This window comes from Streptomyces sp. NPDC090108, from assembly GCF_044747185.1.
In the GTDB taxonomy this organism is placed as follows: domain Bacteria; phylum Actinomycetota; class Actinomycetes; order Streptomycetales; family Streptomycetaceae; genus Streptomyces.
The window spans coordinates 574,601-592,712 of record NZ_JBIVDQ010000005.1; the positions used below are offsets into that span (position 1 = coordinate 574,601).

Annotated in this window: 15 protein-coding genes; 8 read left to right on the top strand and 7 right to left on the bottom strand. The window is 72.8% G+C overall.

Annotated elements, in window-relative coordinates; genetic code table 11:
- Positions 1-30: 30 nt before the first annotated feature.
- Both ACIPRD_RS20790 and ACIPRD_RS20795 read right to left on the bottom strand, forming a co-directional pair.
- Positions 31-729, bottom strand: a complete 699-nt coding sequence (locus ACIPRD_RS20790; protein WP_401565164.1) for a hypothetical protein — start codon at positions 727-729, stop codon at positions 31-33.
- 69 nt (positions 730-798) lie between these two features.
- Complete coding sequence (locus ACIPRD_RS20795) at positions 799-2,124, bottom strand: DUF2252 domain-containing protein (protein ID WP_356398580.1); 1,326 nt, start codon at positions 2,122-2,124, stop codon at positions 799-801.
- Between the two features lie 279 nt (positions 2,125-2,403).
- Between ACIPRD_RS20795 and dnaE the strand changes: the two genes are divergently transcribed.
- On the top strand, positions 2,404-5,943 hold the full coding sequence (dnaE, locus tag ACIPRD_RS20800) for a DNA polymerase III subunit alpha (protein WP_401564895.1): 3,540 nt from the start codon (positions 2,404-2,406) through the stop codon (positions 5,941-5,943).
- 71 nt (positions 5,944-6,014) lie between these two features.
- Here dnaE and ACIPRD_RS20805 read toward each other — a convergent pair whose 3' ends face one another.
- On the bottom strand, positions 6,015-6,188 hold the full coding sequence (locus tag ACIPRD_RS20805) for a hypothetical protein (RefSeq protein ID WP_356398584.1): 174 nt from the start codon (positions 6,186-6,188) through the stop codon (positions 6,015-6,017).
- 225 nt (positions 6,189-6,413) lie between these two features.
- Between ACIPRD_RS20805 and ACIPRD_RS20810 the strand changes: the two genes are divergently transcribed.
- From ACIPRD_RS20810 to ACIPRD_RS20825, 4 genes are all read left to right on the top strand, one after another.
- The gene (locus ACIPRD_RS20810) at positions 6,414-7,631 is read left to right on the top strand and encodes an NYN domain-containing protein (RefSeq protein WP_401564898.1); all 1,218 of its coding nucleotides are present in this window, start codon (positions 6,414-6,416) and stop codon (positions 7,629-7,631) included.
- Between the two features lie 136 nt (positions 7,632-7,767).
- A complete protein-coding gene (locus ACIPRD_RS20815; RefSeq protein WP_356398588.1) occupies positions 7,768-8,781 on the top strand; it encodes an ABC transporter ATP-binding protein in 1,014 nt (337 codons plus the stop codon).
- A 109-nt stretch (positions 8,782-8,890) separates the two neighbouring features.
- The gene (locus ACIPRD_RS20820) at positions 8,891-9,712 is read left to right on the top strand and encodes an ABC transporter permease (protein ID WP_401564901.1); all 822 of its coding nucleotides are present in this window, start codon (positions 8,891-8,893) and stop codon (positions 9,710-9,712) included.
- A 34-nt stretch (positions 9,713-9,746) separates the two neighbouring features.
- Positions 9,747-10,415 (top strand): AAA family ATPase, encoded by a 669-nt coding sequence (locus ACIPRD_RS20825; protein WP_356398590.1) that lies wholly within the window; start codon positions 9,747-9,749, stop codon positions 10,413-10,415.
- 145 nt (positions 10,416-10,560) lie between these two features.
- On the opposite strand, the gene ybaK is transcribed toward ACIPRD_RS20825, so the two are convergent.
- From ybaK to ACIPRD_RS20845, 4 genes are all read right to left on the bottom strand, one after another.
- The gene (gene ybaK / locus ACIPRD_RS20830) at positions 10,561-11,064 is read right to left on the bottom strand and encodes a Cys-tRNA(Pro) deacylase (protein ID WP_401564904.1); all 504 of its coding nucleotides are present in this window, start codon (positions 11,062-11,064) and stop codon (positions 10,561-10,563) included.
- 23 nt (positions 11,065-11,087) lie between these two features.
- Positions 11,088-11,828: an LON peptidase substrate-binding domain-containing protein gene (locus ACIPRD_RS20835; protein WP_401564906.1), complete on the bottom strand. Its 741-nt coding sequence runs from the start codon at positions 11,826-11,828 to the stop codon at positions 11,088-11,090.
- 11 nt (positions 11,829-11,839) lie between these two features.
- Positions 11,840-12,892, bottom strand: coding sequence for a hypothetical protein (locus ACIPRD_RS20840; RefSeq protein WP_401564909.1), 1,053 nt, complete (start codon positions 12,890-12,892; stop codon positions 11,840-11,842).
- A gap of 344 nt (positions 12,893-13,236) precedes the next feature.
- Complete coding sequence (locus ACIPRD_RS20845) at positions 13,237-14,814, bottom strand: oxidoreductase (RefSeq protein WP_356398598.1); 1,578 nt, start codon at positions 14,812-14,814, stop codon at positions 13,237-13,239.
- 260 nt (positions 14,815-15,074) lie between these two features.
- On the opposite strand from ACIPRD_RS20845, the gene hisD reads away from it, so the two are divergent.
- Genes hisD through hisB form a run of 3 tightly spaced genes read left to right on the top strand, consistent with a single transcriptional unit; the run spans position 15,075 to position 18,111 of the window.
- Positions 15,075-16,400, top strand: a complete 1,326-nt coding sequence (gene hisD, locus ACIPRD_RS20850) for a histidinol dehydrogenase (protein WP_401564912.1) — start codon at positions 15,075-15,077, stop codon at positions 16,398-16,400.
- Entirely contained in the window at positions 16,397-17,521 is a 1,125-nt protein-coding gene (locus tag ACIPRD_RS20855; protein WP_401564915.1) for a histidinol-phosphate transaminase, read from the top strand. The genes hisD and ACIPRD_RS20855 overlap by 4 nt, the downstream gene beginning before the upstream one ends.
- Positions 17,518-18,111 (top strand): imidazoleglycerol-phosphate dehydratase HisB, encoded by a 594-nt coding sequence (gene hisB, locus ACIPRD_RS20860; protein ID WP_019328035.1) that lies wholly within the window; start codon positions 17,518-17,520, stop codon positions 18,109-18,111. The genes ACIPRD_RS20855 and hisB overlap by 4 nt, the downstream gene beginning before the upstream one ends.
- The last annotated feature ends 1 nt before the right edge of the window (position 18,112 follow it).

Sequence of the window (18,112 nt, forward strand, 5' to 3'; positions counted from 1 at the left end):
CCGCCGCCCGGCGAGGGCCGGTGCCGTCGGTCAGGCGGAGGCGAGGACGGACGGGCGCGGCGGTCCGCGGCGTCCCAGGGAGTGCGTGCGCAGCAGGTCGCGGACGGCGGCCGGGCGCGGGGCCGGCCGCGGCAGCCGGCGGGCCGGGGACAGCCCGGCGGTGACCGCGGAGACGGCCAGCAGCAGCGGCCGGAAGGTGGTCGTGGCGACCGCGCGCAGCAGCTCGGCCAGCGCCCGCTCGCCCCGCCGCAGCCAGGCCGCGGCCAGCAGCCCCACCCCGACGTGCGCGGCGAGCAGCAGCCAGACGGCGGCCGGGTGCGCGGGCGCGAGCAGGGCGCCGGTGCGGCCGGTGCCGCCCGCCACCCGGGCGAGCGGGGCGAGCGGGGCGCCCACGGAGCCGCCCTGGCACAGCAGGTCCAGGCCGACCGCGCGCAGCGGTCCGGTGACCGGGCCGCCCGCCGGGCCGTAGCAGGTGTGCTGGCCGGTGGTGAACACCGTGTCCGCGGCCAGTTCCAGCGGGATCAGCAGGGCCGCGATCCGGCCGAAGCCGCGCTCGCGGCCCGCCAGCGCGTACGCGGTGACGAACACCCCGGCGGCGACCGTGAGCACGGTCGCCGCCGGCAGCGGGGCCCGCGACAGCAGCACGTGCGACGCGGTGCCGAGCGTCACGACGAAGGCCGTGAACAGCACCGCGCGCGCGGCTCTGAGCGGGATCCCGGATATGTCCATAGCGAGACGAGAGTCTGTCACGTACGCGAGTAAAGAACCCCTAAAGGGTCGCTGTGGGTCCGCCCGCGCTCACAGGCCCGGGATGCGGCCGTTGCGGAACAGGTCCACGAAGATCTGGTGGTCGGCACGCGCGCGTGCGCCGTAGGCGTGCGCGAACTCCACCAGCACCGGCGCGAAGCCCTCCTCGTCGGCCGCGAGCGCCGCGTCGATGGCCCGCTCGGTGGAGAACGGCACCAGGGACTCGCCGGAGGTCTCGTCGGCGGCCGCGTGCATCGTGGCCGTGGCCCGGCCGAGGTCGGCGACGACCGCCGCGATCTCCTCCGGGTCGTCGATGTCGCCCCAGTCCAGGTCGACGGCGTACGGGGAGACCTCGGCGACCAGCTGGCCCGCGCCGTCCAGCTCGGTCCAGCCCAGCCACGGGTCGGCGTGCGCCTGCAGGGCGCGCTGGGAGATCACCGTGCGGTGGCCCTCGTGCTGGAAGTATCCGGCGATCTCCGGGTCGGTGACGTGCCGGGACACGGCCGGCGTCTGGGCCTGCTTGATGTAGATCACGACATCGTTCTCCAGGGCGTCGGTGGCGCCCTCCAGCAGGATGTTGTACGACGGCAGCCCCGCCGAGCCGATGCCGATGCCGCGGCGGCCGACGACGTCCTTGACCCGGTAGGAGTCCGGGCGGGCCAGCGAGGAGTCGGGCAGCGTCTCCAGGTAGCCGTCGAAGGCGGCGAGGACCTTGTAGCGGGTGGCCGCGTCCAGCTCGATCGAGCCGCCGCCGGCCGCGAAGCGGCGCTCGAAGTCGCGGATCTCGGTCATCGAGTCCAGCAGCTCGAAGCGGGTCAGCGCGCGGGCGTCGCGCAGCGCGTCCAGCAGCGGGCCCTGCGCGGAGTCCAGGGTGAACGGGGGCACCTCGTCGCGCTTGGCGCCGGTGGCCAGGGCGTGGATGCGCTCGCGGTAGGCCTCCGCGTAGACCGTCACCAGCTCGGTGATCTGCTCGTCGCCGAGTGCCTTCGCGTACCCGATCAGCGCGACGGAGGCGGCGAAGCGCTTGAGGTCCCAGGTGAACGGGCCGACGTAGGCCTCGTCGAAGTCGTTCACGTTGAAGACCAGGCGGCCGTTGGAGTCCATGTAGGTGCCGAAGTTCTCGGCGTGCAGATCGCCGTGGATCCACACCCGCGAGGTGCGCTCGTCCAGGTACGGGCCGCCGCGCTTCTCGGCGTCCAGGTCGTGGTAGAAGAGGGCCGCCGTGCCCCGGTAGAACGCGAACGCCGACGCCGCCATCTTGCGGAACTTCACCCGGAAGGCGGCGGGGTCGGCGGCCAGGAGCCGGCCGAAGGCGGTGTCGAAGACGGCGAGGATCTCCTCGCCGCGCTGCTCGTCGCTGAGCTGGGGGACCGGCATCGCGGGGTGCCTCCTGGTGCTGGAGTGGTGCTGGAGTGGTGCGTGGATGTGCGGGACCGTGCACGGCGGCACGTCCGCCGTCTCCAACGGGCGACGCCACGCGGGAGTGCCCGGTTCCCGCATGAAGGTACGCGGCCAAAGCCCTCCGGTGTCAGTGGCCAGAGCCCTCGGGTGTCAGTGGCGGGGCATAGACTTCCGAGCTGTCCCCCCGCCCGCCGCCGAACGGTCCGCAGCCGGTCGCACGCCCGCTGTCCGCCGTTCTCCCAGGAGGCCGAAACCGTGTCCAAGCCGCCCTTCACGCACCTGCACGTCCACACCCAGTACTCGCTGCTGGACGGTGCCGCGCGGCTCAAGGACATGTTCAATGCCTGCAATGAAATGGGCATGACGCACATTGCCATGTCCGACCACGGCAACCTCCACGGGGCGTACGACTTCTTCCACACCGCGAAGAAGGCCGGAGTCACCCCGATCATCGGGATCGAGGCGTATGTCGCCCCCGAGTCCCGGCGCAACAAGCGCAAGATCCAGTGGGGCCAGCCGCACCAGAAGCGCGACGACGTCTCCGGCTCCGGCGGTTACACCCACAAGACGATGTGGGCCGTGAACAGCACCGGCCTGCACAACCTCTTCCGGCTCTCCTCGGACGCCTACGCCGAGGGCTGGCTGCAGAAGTGGCCCCGGATGGACAAGGAGACCATCGCCCAGTGGTCGGAGGGCATCGTCGCCTCCACCGGCTGCCCCTCGGGCGAGCTGCAGACCCGGCTGCGCCTCGGCCAGTACGACGAGGCCCTGAAGGCGGCCGCCGACTACCAGGACATCTTCGGCAAGGACCGGTACTTCCTGGAGCTGATGGACCACGGCATCGAGATCGAGCACCGGGTCCGCGAGGGCCTGCTCGACATCGGCAAGAAGCTCGGCATCCCCCCGCTGGTCACCAACGACTCGCACTACACCTACGCCCACGAGGCGCAGGCCCACGACGCGCTGCTGTGCATCCAGACCGGCAAGAACCTCTCCGACCCCGACCGCTTCAGGTTCGACGGCACCGGCTACTACCTGAAGTCCACGGACGAGATGTACGCCATCGACTCCTCGGACGCCTGGCAGGAGGGCTGCGCCAACACCCTCCTGGTCGCCGAGATGGTCGACACCGCCGGCATGTTCGAGGCCAAGAACCTCATGCCGAAGTTCGACATCCCCGACGGCTACACGGAGATCACCTGGTTCAAGGAGGAGGTGCGCCGCGGCATGGAGCGCCGCTTCCCCGGCGGCGTCCCCGACGACCGCCAGAAGCAGGTCGAGTACGAGATGGACGTCATCATCCAGATGGGGTTCCCGGGCTACTTCCTCGTCGTCGCCGACTTCATCATGTGGGCCAAGAACAACGGCATCGCCGTCGGCCCCGGCCGAGGCTCCGCGGCCGGCTCGATCGTCGCCTACGCCATGGGCATCACCGACCTCGACCCGATCCCGCACGGCCTGATCTTCGAGCGCTTCCTCAACCCCGAGCGCGTCTCCATGCCCGATGTCGACATCGACTTCGACGAGCGCAGGCGCGTCGAGGTGATCCGGTACGTGACCGAGAAGTACGGCGCCGACAAGGTCGCCATGATCGGCACCTACGGCAAGATCAAGGCCAAGAACGCGATCAAGGACTCCGCGCGCGTGCTGGGCTACCCGTACGCCATGGGCGACCGCCTCACCAAGGCCATGCCCGCCGACGTCCTGGGCAAGGGCATCGACCTCAACGGCATCACCGACTCCTCGCACCCGCGCTACAGCGAGGCGGGCGAGATCCGCGCGATGTACGAGAACGAGCCGGACGTGAAGAAGGTCATCGACACCGCGCGCGGTGTGGAGGGCCTGGTGCGGCAGATGGGTGTGCACGCCGCCGGCGTGATCATGTCCAGCGAGCCCATCGTCGACCACGCCCCGATCTGGGTCCGGCACACGGACGGCGTGACCATCACGCAGTGGGACTACCCGCAGTGCGAGTCGCTCGGCCTGCTGAAGATGGACTTCCTCGGCCTGCGCAACCTGACGATCATGGACGACGCCGTCAAGATGGTGAAGTCCAACAAGGGGATCGACATCGATCTCCTGAGCCTCCCGCTGGACGACCCGAAGACCTTCGAACTCCTCCAGCGCGGCGACACCCTCGGCGTCTTCCAGTTCGACGGCGGCCCCATGCGCTCCCTGCTGCGCCTGATGAAGCCCGACAACTTCGAAGACATCTCCGCCGTGTCGGCGCTCTACCGTCCCGGCCCCATGGGCATGGACTCGCACACCAACTACGCGCTGCGCAAGAACAAGCTCCAGGAGATCACCCCGATCCACAAGGAGCTGGAGGAGCCCCTGGAAGAGGTCCTGGCCGTCACCTACGGCCTGATCGTCTACCAGGAGCAGGTGCAGAAGGCCGCCCAGATCATCGCCGGCTACTCGCTCGGCGAGGCCGACATCCTCCGCCGCGTGATGGGCAAGAAGAAGCCCGAGGAACTGGCGAAGAACTTCGTCCTCTTCCAGAAGGGCGCGCGGGACAAGGGCTACAGCGACGAGGCCATCCAGGCCCTGTGGGACGTGCTGGTCCCGTTCGCCGGCTACGCGTTCAACAAGGCGCACTCGGCCGCGTACGGCCTGGTCTCGTACTGGACCGCGTACCTGAAGGCGAACTACCCGGCCGAGTACATGGCCGGACTGCTCACCTCCGTCAAGGACGACAAGGACAAGTCGGCGGTCTACCTCAACGAGTGCCGCCGCATGGGCATCAAGGTGCTCCCGCCGAACGTCAACGAGTCCCAGTCCAACTTCGCCGCCCAGGGCGACGACGTGATCCTCTTCGGCCTCTCCGCCGTCCGCAACGTCGGCACCAACGTGGTCGAGGCGATCATCCGCAGCCGCAAGGCCAAGGGGAAGTACGCCTCCTTCCCCGACTACCTCGACAAGGTCGAGGCGGTGGTCTGCAACAAGCGCACCACGGAATCGCTGATCAAGGCCGGCGCCTTCGACACCATGGGCCACACCCGCAAGGGCCTCACCGCGCAGTACGAGCCGATGATCGACAACGTGGTCGCGGTCAAGCGCAAGGAGGCGGAGGGGCAGTTCGACCTCTTCGGCGGCATGGGCGAGGAGAGCGGCGACGAGCCCGGCTTCGGACTCGACGTGGAGTTCACCACCGAGGAGTGGGACAAGACCTATCTGCTCGCCCAGGAGCGCGAGATGCTCGGTCTGTATGTGTCCGACCATCCGCTCTTCGGACTGGAGCACGTGCTGTCCGACAAGGCGGACGCGGGCATCTCCCAGCTCACCGGAGGCGAGCACGCCGACGGCGCGGTCGTCACCATCGGCGGCATCATCTCCGGCCTCCAGCGCAAGATGACCAAGCAGGGCAACGCCTGGGCCATCGCCACCGTCGAGGACCTCGCCGGCTCCATCGAGTGCATGTTCTTCCCGGCCACCTACCAGCTGATCTCGACCCAACTCGTCGAGGACGCAGTGGTGTTCGTCAAGGGCCGCCTCGACAAGCGCGAGGACGTGCCCCGGCTCGTCGCCATGGAGCTGATGGTCCCCGACCTGTCCAACGCGGGCACCAACGCCCCGGTGATCCTCACCATCCCGGCCACCAGGGTCACCCCGCCCATGATCAGCCGCCTCGGCGAGATCCTCAGCCACCACAAGGGCGACAGCGAGGTCCGCATCAGGCTCCAGGGCCCGCGCAAGACCACCGTGCTCCGCCTGGACCGGCACCGGGTCAAGCCCGATCCCGCGCTCTTCGGCGATCTGAAGGTGCTGCTCGGCCCGTCCTGCCTGGCGGGCTGAGCCGATGACGCGGGAAGGGGCGCACCCCGGGCGGGTGCGCCCCTTCCGCGTGCCTGGGCCTCAACTGCCCTTTAGTTGTGCCCGAAGCTCTTCTGCTTCTTGCGGGCCACGTCGGACGGGCTGCCCGGAACGTGTGCCGGGGTCTCGTGCGACTCCCCGGAGCGCTGCTCCGGGGACTCGGCCTGGGAAGCGCGGCTCTGCGGGGCACCACTCTGCTTACGGTTCTGGTTCTTGTTCTTGGCCATGGTGATCTGCCTCCTGAGGGGGATCTAGGGGCCAGGGCCGGATTCAGATTCACATACGCCGACAACAGGCGCATGTCGGATAATTACCGTCTGTGACAGGGGAACTGGGCGCGGAGAACGCGCAAACGCCACGCCGAAGATCGAGTTCCGGCCGTTAACCCCCGCGCGGTCGGGCAGACTCGAAGGAAGTCCGAAGCAAAACCTCCCGGGAAGAGGGTGAGTCGCGTGGACCGTTGCATCGTCCTGGTGGACGCCGGATATCTGCTGGGGGCCGCCGCCAGCCTCCTCGCCGGTGAGCCCTCGCGGTCCCGGATCACCGTCGACCACGCCGCCCTGATCCAGGCCCTGCGCGAGCGCGCCGAGTCGGACACCGAGCGCCCCCTGCTGCGCATCTACTGGTTCGACGGCGCCCCCGACCGGGTCCCCCAGCCGGAGCATCGCCGGCTGCGCGTGATGCCCCGGGTCACGGTCCGCCTCGGCGCCCTGACCCGCAGCGACGGCCGCTGGGCGCAGAAGGGCGTGGACGCCGCCATGCACGCCGAGCTGACCGAGCTGGCCCGCAACCGCGCCTGCTCCGACGTCGTCCTCGTCACCGGCGACGGCGACCTGCTGCCCGGCATGATGGCCGCCAAGGAGCACGGCGTCGCCGTCCACCTGTGGGCCGTCCAGGCCGCCGACGGCGACTACAACCAGTCCGAGGACCTGGTCGCCGAGGCCGACGAGCGGCGCGTGCTGGACCGGGCCTGGATCACCCAGGCCGTCCGCGCCAAGGAGCTGACCGGCGTCTGCGCGCCGCCGCCCGTGCCCCGCCCCGAGATCGCGGCGATCCTCTCCGCGCCGCTGCCCGACTCCGCGCTCGCGGCCGCCGCCGAGCAGGGCGCCCAGGAGAGCGCGGGTCCGGCGCCCGCCCCCGCCGACGCCGGCGTCCCGGAGCGGCTGCCCGCCCCCAAGGGCGTCCCGACCCCCAAGGACCTCGCCGGGCTGCGCGCGCCCGGCGCGCCGCCCGCCCAGCATCCCGCGACGGCGACCCTGCGCTGGTCGTCCGACAAGGGCTGGGTGGACCGCCCCGGCGCGGTGTCCGAGCCGCCCGAGGTCGCCGCGATGCCGACGCTGGCCCAGCTCACCACCGCCGAACAGCGGTGGGCCGACCGCGAGGAGGACATCACCACCGTCGGCGGCGACCCCTACGAGGTGGGGCAGGTCTTCGCCCGCCGCTGGATCTCCCGGCTCGCCGACCAGGGCCAGCTCCAGCGGCTGTCCACGATGTACCCGCGCATCCCGCACCGCATCGACGGCGAGCTGCTGCGCTACGCCGCGCGCTTCGGGCTGCTGGCCCACAAGGACGACCAGATCGACGAGCACGACCGCTACGCCATCCGGGCGGGTTTCTGGCGTGAGGTCGACGTACCCGCGGCCGCCGAGAACGTCTCCGCGGGGGAGTGAGACGCGCACCCGGCCGGAACGCGGAGGCGGGCGGGACACGGCACGCCGGACACCGCCCCGCCGGCCGTGACCCCCGGGACGTGAGAAGCGGCCCCGAGGGCGAGCGGAGGGTTCGCACCCCGTACCCTCGTCCCTTGTGAGTACGGGCGCGGGACAGGCACTTCGGCAGAGCGAGGCCGTCCGCGTACGCGGGCTCAGCAAGACCTATCCCCCCGTCGGGCAGCGGCGCGGCACCCCCGGCACACCCGAGGTGCGCGCCACCGACGACGTGACCCTCCAGGTGCGGCGCGGAGAGATCTTCGGGCTGCTCGGGCCGAACGGCGCCGGCAAGTCCACCCTCGTGCGCCAGCTCACCGGACTGCAGCGCCCGGACACCGGCAGCGTCGAGATCCTCGGCCACGACATCGTGCGCCACCCCGAGCGGGCCGCGCGGCTGCTGGCCTACCTGGGCCAGGAGTCCTCCGCCCTGGACGAGCTGACCGTGGCGCTCGCCGCCGAGACCACCGGACGCCTGCGCGGCCTGGACGTCAGGCGGGCGCGGGCCGAACGGGACGCGGTCCTGGAGGAACTGGGGCTCACGGAGATAGCCGGGCGCGCCCTGAAGAGGCTGTCCGGCGGACAGCGCCGGCTCGCCTGCTTCGCCGCCGCGCTCGTCGGGGAGCGCCCGCTGCTCGTGCTGGACGAGCCGACCACCGGCATGGACCCGGTGGCCAGGCGCGCGGTCTGGGCGGCCGTGGACCGCAGGCGTGCCGAGCGCGGGACGACCGTGCTGCTGGTCACCCACAACGTCATCGAGGCCGAGGCCGTCCTCGACCGGGTCGCCGTCCTCGACCGGGGCCGGGTCATCGCCTGCGACACCCCGGCCGGACTCAAGGAACGGGTGTCCGGCGAGGTGCGGGTGGAACTGGTCTGGCGGGAACGGGCGCCGCTGGAGGTGCCCGAGGTCGCCGCGCTGCGCGAGCGGGCCGTGGAGTCCGGCCGGCGCTGGACGCTGCGGCTCGTGCCCGAGGAGGCCCGCGCCGCCGTCGCCACGGTGACCGGCGGCGCCGCGTTCGCCGCCCTGGACGACTTCACCCTCACCACGCCCAGCCTGGAGGACGTGTACCTGGCGCTGGGCGGCGCGGCGCGGCAGGGACTGGTGAAGGCGTGAGGGAACGGTCCAGCGCGGCCGCGGGGCCCTCCCGTTCCCCGCGCGTCCGGACCCCGTGGTCCCCGAGGAACGGCGGCCCGGCCGCCGTCGGCAAGAGGAGCAGCTCGTCGTGAGTGTCGTACCCGCGCAGGCCGCGGCGGACGCCGGCCGGACCGTGCCGGGACAGGCCCTGGCCGCGGCCGAACTCGGGCCGCCCGCGCGGCTGTGGCCGTCCCTGGCGGCCGTCTACCGGGCGCAGCTGTCCCGGGCCCGGGTGGCGCGCATCCCGCTGCTCTTCGTGGCGACCTTCCAGTCCGTCGGCATCACCGTGATGATGCGGGGCGTCGTCGACAGCGGCGGCGAGGCCCGGTCCGTGGTGGCCGGATCGTCGGTGCTGGTGGTCGCGTACGTCGCGCTGAACCTGCTCTCCCAGTACTTCGGGCAGCTGCGGGCCAGCGGCGGCCTCGACCACTACGCCACCCTGCCGGTGCCCCCGGCGGCGGTGGTGCTGGGCGCGGCCGCGGCGTACGCCTCCTTCACCGTGCCCGGGACGCTGGTGACCGCCGTCTTCGGCTGTGTGCTGTTCGGCCTGCCGCTGGCCAACCTGTGGGTCCTGCTCGCCGTGATCCCGCTCGCCGGGGCCGCGCTGTCCGGGCTCGGCGCCGCCTTCGGACTGCTCGCGCCCCGGCCCGAACTGGCCACGCTCCTCGGGCAGCTGGGCATGTCGGCGGCGCTGCTGCTGGGCGTGCTGCCGGCCGACCGGATGCCGGGGATCATCCGGCTGGCCCGGGATCTGCTGCCCTCCACCTACGGCGTGGAGGCGTACGCGCGCACCTTCGCGGCGCACCCGGACTGGGCCGCCGTCCTCGGTGACCTGGGGGTCTGCGCCGGCGTCGGGGTGGTCTCGCTGGCCGCCGCGGCCCGGGCGTACCGCAGGGCCGCCGTCCGGTGACGCGGCGCGCGGCGCGACCTGGCACGATGTCAGGGTGACCGCACCGCTGACGCCGCCCCCGCCGCCGCACGACGACTCCGCGCACCAGGTCCGGCGGGTTCCGCCCGCCGGGGAGACCGCGGACGGCCAGGAACAGGACGGCCCCGGGATGAGGACCGAGGTGCGGGAAGCCGTCGTGGTCACGCTGGGTCTGACGGTGCTCGGGCTGCTGCTCGGGGTGCTGTGGTGGTGGCTGGCGCCGCACGTGCCGCTGGTGGGGGACGAGGTCGACCGGAGCTGGGTGGTCTACCTCAAGGACTCCGAGGGCGAGCAGTCGGCGGGTGTCGACGGAACGTTCACTCTGCTGGGTCTCGGCTTCGGCCTGCTCACCGCGGTGCCCGTCTTCCTGTGGCGCAGGCGCGGCGGCGTGCCGCTGGTCGTCGCCCTCGGCGTCGGCGGCCTGCTCGGTTCCCTGCTGGCGTGGCGGCTCGGGGTGTGGCTCGGACCCACCTCCGACGTGATCGCTCACGCCAGGGCGGTGGGCAAGGGGGTCACCTTCGCGGCGCCGCTGAAGCTGGGCGCGAAGGGCGCGCTGCTGGCGTGGCCGCTGGCCGCGCTGGTGGTGCACCTCGGTCTCACGGCGCTGTTCGGGCCCCGCGACCCCGAGCCGCCGTACCCGCACGAGCAGCTGCCCGGCGACGGGTTCGGGGCACCGCAGGCCTGACCGGGGGCCTTTCCGTGGCCCTCCGCCCGACCGGGGCCGGGGACGGGGTGCCTCAGCCGTGCCCGACCGGTGGGGACGGGGTCTCTCAGCTGTGCCCGACCTGGACCTGGGAGGCTGTGCCCGACCTGGGCCTGGAAGGGGGTTCTCAGCCCCGCCCGATCGGCGCCAGGACCGCGTCCGTCAGCTTCGCGAGGTCTCCCGGGGAGAGCTCGACCTCCAGGCCACGGCGTCCCGCGGAGACGCAGATCGTGGTGTGGGCGGCCGCCGAGTCGTCGAGCACGGTGCGCAGCCGCTTGCGCTGGCCGAGCGGGGAGATGCCGCCCCGGACGTAGCCCGTGGTGCGCTCGGCGAGCACCGGGTCGGCCATGGCGGCACGCTTGCCGCCCACGGCGGTGGCGAGCGCCTTGAGGTCGAGGCTGCCCGAGACCGGGACCACCGCCACCGTCAGCGCGCCGTCGACGTCGGCCACGAGGGTCTTGAAGACGCGGTCGGGGGAGACGCCCATCGCCTCGGCCGCCTCCTCGCCGTACGACGGGTGGGCCGGGTCGTGCTCGTAGGCGTGGACCGTGTGGTCCATGCCGGCCGCCGTGAGGGCGACCGTCGCGGGCGTACCGCCCGCCTGCTGCTTCTTGCCGGACTTCTTCGCCATCGGAAGGTGTCTGCCTCGGTTCCTCAGTTGAGACTGGTCGGGGTCCGCGTCAGCTCGAACGCGGGCAGCGACGGCAGGCTGCGGATGATGGACGTCTCCGAGCGGAGGAGCTTCAGCTCGTCCCGCAGCCGGGAGGCGGTGTCCGGGGCCTGCAGCAGCCGCTGCTTGGTCGGGGTGTCCAGGACCATGGCGGCCGCGACCAGGTAGGAGACCACGCTGGGGTCGTCCGGCAGGTCCGCGCCGGTGGACAGGGACCGCTCGCGCGCCCCCGCCAGCCGCTTCTGGTACTGGCGGAAGGACCGCAGGACGCCCTCCGCCAGCGCGCCCGCCTCGTCGCCGGGCTCCTCCGTCAGCTCCTCCAGCTCCGCCACGAGGAACGGCCCCGAGGCGTCCACCGAGACCAGCCGCACCCGCGTCGTCCCGGTCGCCAGCACCTCGAAGGTGCCGTTGTCCCGCTCGCGGATGCTCGCCGCGTCGGCCACGCAGCCCACCCCGTGGAGGGCCTTGCGCGGGTCGGGACCGAAACCGGCGGACGGGCCGTGTTCGGGCCGCGCCGTCGGGTCCGGCATGCCCGGGGCGCTCGGCGCCACCTCGTGGCCGTCACGGATCGCCACGACGGCGAAGCGGCGCGGTTCGTCCTCGGGGGTCTTCAGAAGCTCGCGCATCATGGCGCGATAGCGCTCCTCGAAGATGTTCAGCGGCAGCACGAGGCCCGGGAACAGCGCCGAGTTCAGCGGGAAGAGAGGCAGACGGACGGTGGTCACGGCGCCCCAGCCTAATGGTCGGGGGCGGTGCCGCGCCCGCGGAGATCGCCGCCCGGCCGTGGCGGGGCCGGCAGCAGCCGCGCCACGGCGGCTTTCGGGGCCTGTCCGCGCAGGCTCTCGCGCAGCCCCAGGAAGAGGCCGAGCGCGTCCTCGGACATCCGGCTCCAGGGCGAGGACGTGGCGTACGGGCCGATCAGGGGCAGCTGGGCGCGGGCGTCCTCCCAGCGCTCCAGGCGCAGCAGGACGTAGAGCAGCTGGTTGCGGAACTCGGCGGCCCGGGGGTCGGCCGCCGGGAGCCGGCCGGAGAGCGCCACGGCCCGGTCCGCCGCCGCGTCCAGGCGCTCGCGCGGCACGTCGGGCCCGCAGACGTCCGCCAGGTAGCCGAAGGCCGCCCGGACCGGCAGGCCCTGGACCAGCGATTCCGGCGCGGCGTCCTGCGCGGCCAGCTCGGCGAAGTCGAAGCACTCGTGGTGCGAGCCGTGCCAGAAGGTCGCCAGGTAGCGCAGGGCGGCGACATGGCAGCCGTGGTGATGGGGGGCGCGGCGGACGGCCGCCTCCCACAGTTCCTCGAAGTACCGGTGGCCCGCGCTGGAGCCGCGCGCGTGGTCCAGGGCTATCCGCCACGGCACCGGGTCCCGGTCGTCGGCGCGGGCGGCCGCCGTGATCAGCGGGCTGGCCTCGCGCAGCAGCTCGGACCTGGCCGGCGAGGGCCAGGCGCGGTCCACGGCCAGCTGGGCCGCCACGAGCAGCGCGCCCTGGTCCTCCGGGGCCGCGGCCCGCCACGCGTCCAGCCACCCGGGGCGCGACCGGGCGAAGGCGGCGAGGCCGGTCACGTACCGGTCGCGGTCCTCCCACTCGGCGGCCGCGCGGGTGGCGTCGAGCAGATCGCGGGCGGCGGTGTACTCACCGCGGGCCGCCGCGACCAGTGCCGGGGCCAGCCGGTCGTCGGGCGCGTCGAGGACGGCCTCGTCGTCGGCCGGCGGGGGTGCGTCGGGGAGCGAGGCGCGTCGTGTCATCCGGGCGGTGCGGAGAAGCGCGGACAGCAATGCCATGGTGTCGACCATTGAAAGTCCGCAGGTCGGGGCTGCGCCAGAGGGTCCGGCCAAGTTGTGGAAAGTTGTACGGCGGGTGGTCAAGACAGCGTAAAGCTTGATTGTTCAATCATTGTCGGGCAGCTGTCGCCACTCGGGCATCGGCGGCCGGACACGGCAACCCCGGCATCACGGGCCACACCCCCGCCGCCGGCCCCGCGGAGACCCCGCTGCACCGCCCCTCTGGCCCCCCGCGGCCGGTACCGCCCCTCGGGCCCCCGGCGGGCGGTATCGCCCCTCGGGGGCCCGGCGGGCGCGACCGCCCCTCGGGCCCCCGGCGCCCCACCCGTGCCGTGCCCGTCCGCCGCCGACGCGGCTCACCCGCGCCGCAGCAGCCGGGTCGCTCCCGCCGCCACCGTCGTGGCGAGGATCCAGCCGAGCAGGATCAGCACCGCCGCGAGCCACTGCCACCCTCCGCGCAGCTGCCACTGGCCCACCTGGCCGAGGTCGATCACCGGCAGCAGGAGGTCCAGCGTGAACAGGGCCGGGCTCCAGGCCGGATGGCCGCTCGCGTTCACCGGAGGATGCGCGGCGTGCGCGAACGCCAGCGTGCCCGCCGCCCACAGCACCGCCATCCACACCGCGGCCCGGCCCGGCCGGTAGCCGTACGCGACCGTCCAGTCCTGGGCGTACCCCCAGAGCTTGGCGGCCAGCGGCAGGGTCTCGCGGCGCCGGCGCTGCTTGGCGAGCAGCACCTCGCGGGCGTCCTCGTCCTCCCCGGCCGCCCGCAGCACCGCGGCCAGCCGCTCGTACGGCTCCGGGTGGTACTCGGCGGTGGCCGCCGCGACCCAGTCCAGGCGCCGGGTCAGCGGGAACGGGCCCTGCGGCACCAGGCTCTCGTACGCGAAGCCGCCCATGTGCAGGTTCCCGGGCTCCGGCCAGCTGCCCGCGTGGTCCACCAGGTTGACGATCCGGGCGCCCGACAGCACCACCTTGCCGCGCTGCGGCCTGTCCCCGAGGAAGCGCAGCTCCGGGGTCTGGATCCGGCGCAGCGACAGCTCCTGGTCGTCCGAGAGGGCGAACCGGGCCCGCTCCAGGTCCACGGCGTCCCCGAACCGCCCGTCGTCCAGCCGCATCCCGCCCCGGCACTCGAACCGCCGGATCCGCGTCCCGCGCGCGGGCGTGGTCCCGCTCAGCTGCGGACTGCCCACGGCGGCCGGGGTCAGGTACAGCGTCCGCCCCACCGTCAGCTGCGGGGCGTTCAGCGCGAGGCGCGCGTAGGGGTTGGCCAGCCGCGCGCCGCGCAGGCTCAGCGAGACCCCGACCTTGGCGCTGCGCAGGCTCAGTTCCCCGTGCGACTCCAGCAGTTCCGCCTGGAGGTCCTGCCCGACGGTCAGGCCGTCCGCGGCGATGGAGCGGCCGCTGCGGTCGCGGTACACGACCGCCTGGTTGAGCAGCAGGTCCGTGCCGATGTGCGCGTCGGTCAGCCGCACCCCGTTCTGGAAACGGCAGCGCGGCAGATGCAGATCGCCCTCGGTGTGCACCCGGGCCGCCTCCAGGCGCGGCACCGCGCAGTCCACCAGGCGCAGGGTCGTGAAGCGGGCCTCCGGCACCAGGACCTGCGCGTCGAAGCGGCAGCCGCGCAGCTCCGCGTACGGCGTGACGGTGCCGCCCGCCAGGTCCAGGACGCCGGTGACGCGGACGCCGGCCAGCTTCAGCGCGGGCACCCGGCCGGCGAGCGCCGGCGGCCCGTCCAGCAGCAGCCAGCAGACGATACGGGCCCGGACACTGCGCCCGGGCCCCCACGGGTGCCCGCCGTGCGGATCGTCCACGACCCGGTCCCCGCTGCTCAGGTCGTACACGCTGCCGTTGCGGAAGGCCTGCCACATGCCCGCCTCGGCCGCGGTCAGGTCGTCCGGCAGGTCCCCGGCGTGGATGCCGGTCCCCTCGGTCACCGCAGTCCTTCTCTCTCGTCTCTCGCGTGTCTCTCGCTCTTCCGGGCCCTTGGGCCGCTCGGCGCGCTCGTGACCCGGCTACTCGCCGGTCACCGCCCCGGTACAGCCGGTCATGCCCGCTGAGTGACTTCCGCAACACAAGACGTGAACGCGATCTTCCGGGTTCCGGCCACCCTCTGTGCCGTCCGTTGTCCCACGTTCTGTATCAGCCACTGATACGTGCGGACGGGTCCCGCGGCCGGTCTGAGAGAATTGGGACTGTGATCTCCCGAATCGATCTGCGCGGCGACACCCTCCCCGAGGGCCCCGCCCTGCGCGACCTGCTGCCCCGAGCCGACTTCGACGTCTCGGCCGCCCTCGAGAAGGTGCGTCCGATCTGCGAGGCCGTGCATCATCGTGGCGACGCGGCGCTGATCGACTTCGCCGAGAAGTTCGACGGAGTACGGCTGGAATCCGTCCGTGTCCCGGCCCGGGCGCTCACCGACGCCCTCGAGACGCTGGACCCGGCCGTCCGCGCGGCCCTGGAGGAGTCCATCCGCCGGGCCCGCCTGGTCCACCGCGCCCAGCGCCGTACGACGCACACCACCCAGGTCGTGCCCGGCGGCACGGTTACCGAGAAGTGGGTGCCGGTCGAGCGGGTCGGGCTCTACGCCCCCGGCGGCCGCTCCGTCTACCCGTCCTCCGTGATCATGAACGTGGTGCCCGCGCAGGAGGCCGGTGTCGAGTCGATCGCCCTCGCCTCCCCGGCGCAGGCCGAGTTCGGCGGACTGCCGCACCCCACGATCCTCGCCGCGTGCGCGCTGCTCGGCGTGGACGAGGTCTACGCCGCCGGCGGCGCCACCGCCGTCGCGATGTTCGCCCACGGCACCGAGTCCTGCCCGCCCGCGAACATGGTCACCGGCCCCGGCAACATCTGGGTGGCCGCGGCCAAGCGCTACTTCACCGGCAAGATCGGCATCGACGCCGAGGCCGGCCCGACCGAGATCGCGGTCCTCGCCGACGACACCGCCGACCCGGTGCACATCGCCGCCGACCTCATCAGCCAGGCCGAGCACGACCCGCTCGCGGCGGCCGTCCTCGTCACCGACTCGGCGGAACTGGCCGACGCGGTGGAGAAGGAGCTGGAGCCGCAGATCGCGGCCACCAAGCACATCGAGGACCGCATCCGCCCGGCGCTGGCCGGCCGGCAGTCCGCGATCGTCCTCGTGGACGGTATCGACGAGGGCCTCAGGGTCGTCGACGCCTACGGCGCCGAGCACCTGGAGATCCAGACCGCCGACGCCGCCGCCGTGGCCGACCGCGTGAAGAACGCGGGCGCGGTCTTCATCGGCCCCTGGGCGCCCGTCTCGCTGGGCGACTACGCGGCCGGATCCAATCACGTGCTGCCCACCGGCGGCTGCGCGTGCCACTCCTCGGGCCTGTCCGTGCAGTCCTTCCTGCGGGGCATCCACATCGTCGACTACACCCGGGAGGCGCTGGCCGACGTCGCGCACCACGTGGTGACGCTGGCGGAGGCGGAGGACCTGCCCGCGCACGGCGCGGCGGTCAAGGCGAGGTTCGGCTGGAAGGTACCGACGAGCAAGTGAGCGGCAACTCCTCCCCGTCCCCCTGGGACGAGCTCCCCATCCGCGACGAGCTGCGCGGCAAGTCCCCGTACGGCGCGCCCCAGCTGGACGTCCCCGTACGGCTGAACACCAACGAGAACCCCTACCCGCTGCCCGAGCCGCTCGTCGAGCGGATCGCGGAGCGGGTGCGCGAGGCCGCCCGCGACCTGAACCGCTACCCCGACCGGGACGCGGTCCAGCTGCGCACCGAGCTGGCCGCGTACCTGACGAAGACGGGCAAGTACCCGCTCGGCATCGAGAACGTCTGGGCGGCCAACGGCTCCAACGAGGTCATCCAGCAGCTGCTGCAGACCTTCGGCGGACCCGGCCGCACCGCCATCGGCTTCGAGCCGTCGTACTCGATGCACGCGCTCATCGCGCGCGGCACCGGGACCGGCTGGATCTCCGGGCCGCGCGACCAGGACTTCGACATCGACCTCGCCGCGGCCGAGCGCGCCATCGCCGAGCACCGGCCCGACGTCGTCTTCATCACCACCCCCAACAACCCCACCGGCAACGCGGTCCCGCCCGAGACGGTCCGCGCGCTGTACGACGCCGCCCAGGCGGCGAAGCCGTCGATGGTCGTCGTGGACGAGGCGTACGTCGAGTTCAGCCACGGCGACTCGCTGCTGCCGCTCCTCGAAGGCCGCCCGCACCTGGTGGTCTCGCGGACGATGTCCAAGGCGTTCGGCGCGGCCGGCCTCAGGCTCGGCTACCTCGCCGCGCACCCGGCGGTCGTGGACGCCGTACAGCTCGTACGGCTGCCGTACCACCTCTCCGCGATCACCCAGGCGACCGCCCTGGCCGCGCTGGAGCACACCGGCACGCTGCTGAAGTACGTCGAGCAGCTCAAGGCGGAGCGGGACCGGCTGGTCGCCGAACTGCGCGCGGCCGGCTACGACGTCGTCGAGTCCGACGCGAACTTCGTGCAGTTCGGGCGGTTCGACGACACCCATGGGGCCTGGCGGAGGATCCTCGACCGAGGCGTCCTCGTCCGGGACAACGGCGTGCCCGGCTGGCTGCGGGTGTCCGCCGGGACCCCCGAAGAGAACGACGCGTTCCTGGACGCGGTACGGGCACTGAAGAAGGAGCTGGACGCATGAGCCGCGTCGGGCGCGTGGAGCGCACCACCAAGGAGACCTCCGTCCTGGTCGAGATCGACCTCGACGGCACGGGGAAGACCGACATCGCCACCGGCGTCGGCTTCTACGACCACATGCTCGACCAGCTCGGCCGGCACGGTCTGTTCGACCTCACCGTGAAGACCGACGGCGACCTGCACATCGACTCCCACCACACCATCGAGGACACCGCCCTCGCGCTCGGCGCCGCCTTCAAGCAGGCGCTCGGCGACAAGGTGGGCATCTACCGCTTCGGCAACTGCACCGTCCCGCTGGACGAGTCCCTCGCCCAGGTCACCGTCGACCTCTCCGGCCGCCCCTACCTCGTGCACACCGAGCCCGAGAAGATGGCGCCGATGATCGGCGAGTACGACACCACGATGACCCGGCACATCCTGGAGTCCTTCGTCGCCCAGGCGCAGATCGCGCTGCACGTCCACGTGCCCTACGGGCGCAACGCCCACCACATCGTGGAGTGCCAGTTCAAGGCGCTCGCCCGGGCGCTGCGCTACGCCAGCGAGCGCGACCCGCGCGCGGCCGGAATCCTCCCCTCCACGAAGGGCGCGCTGTAAC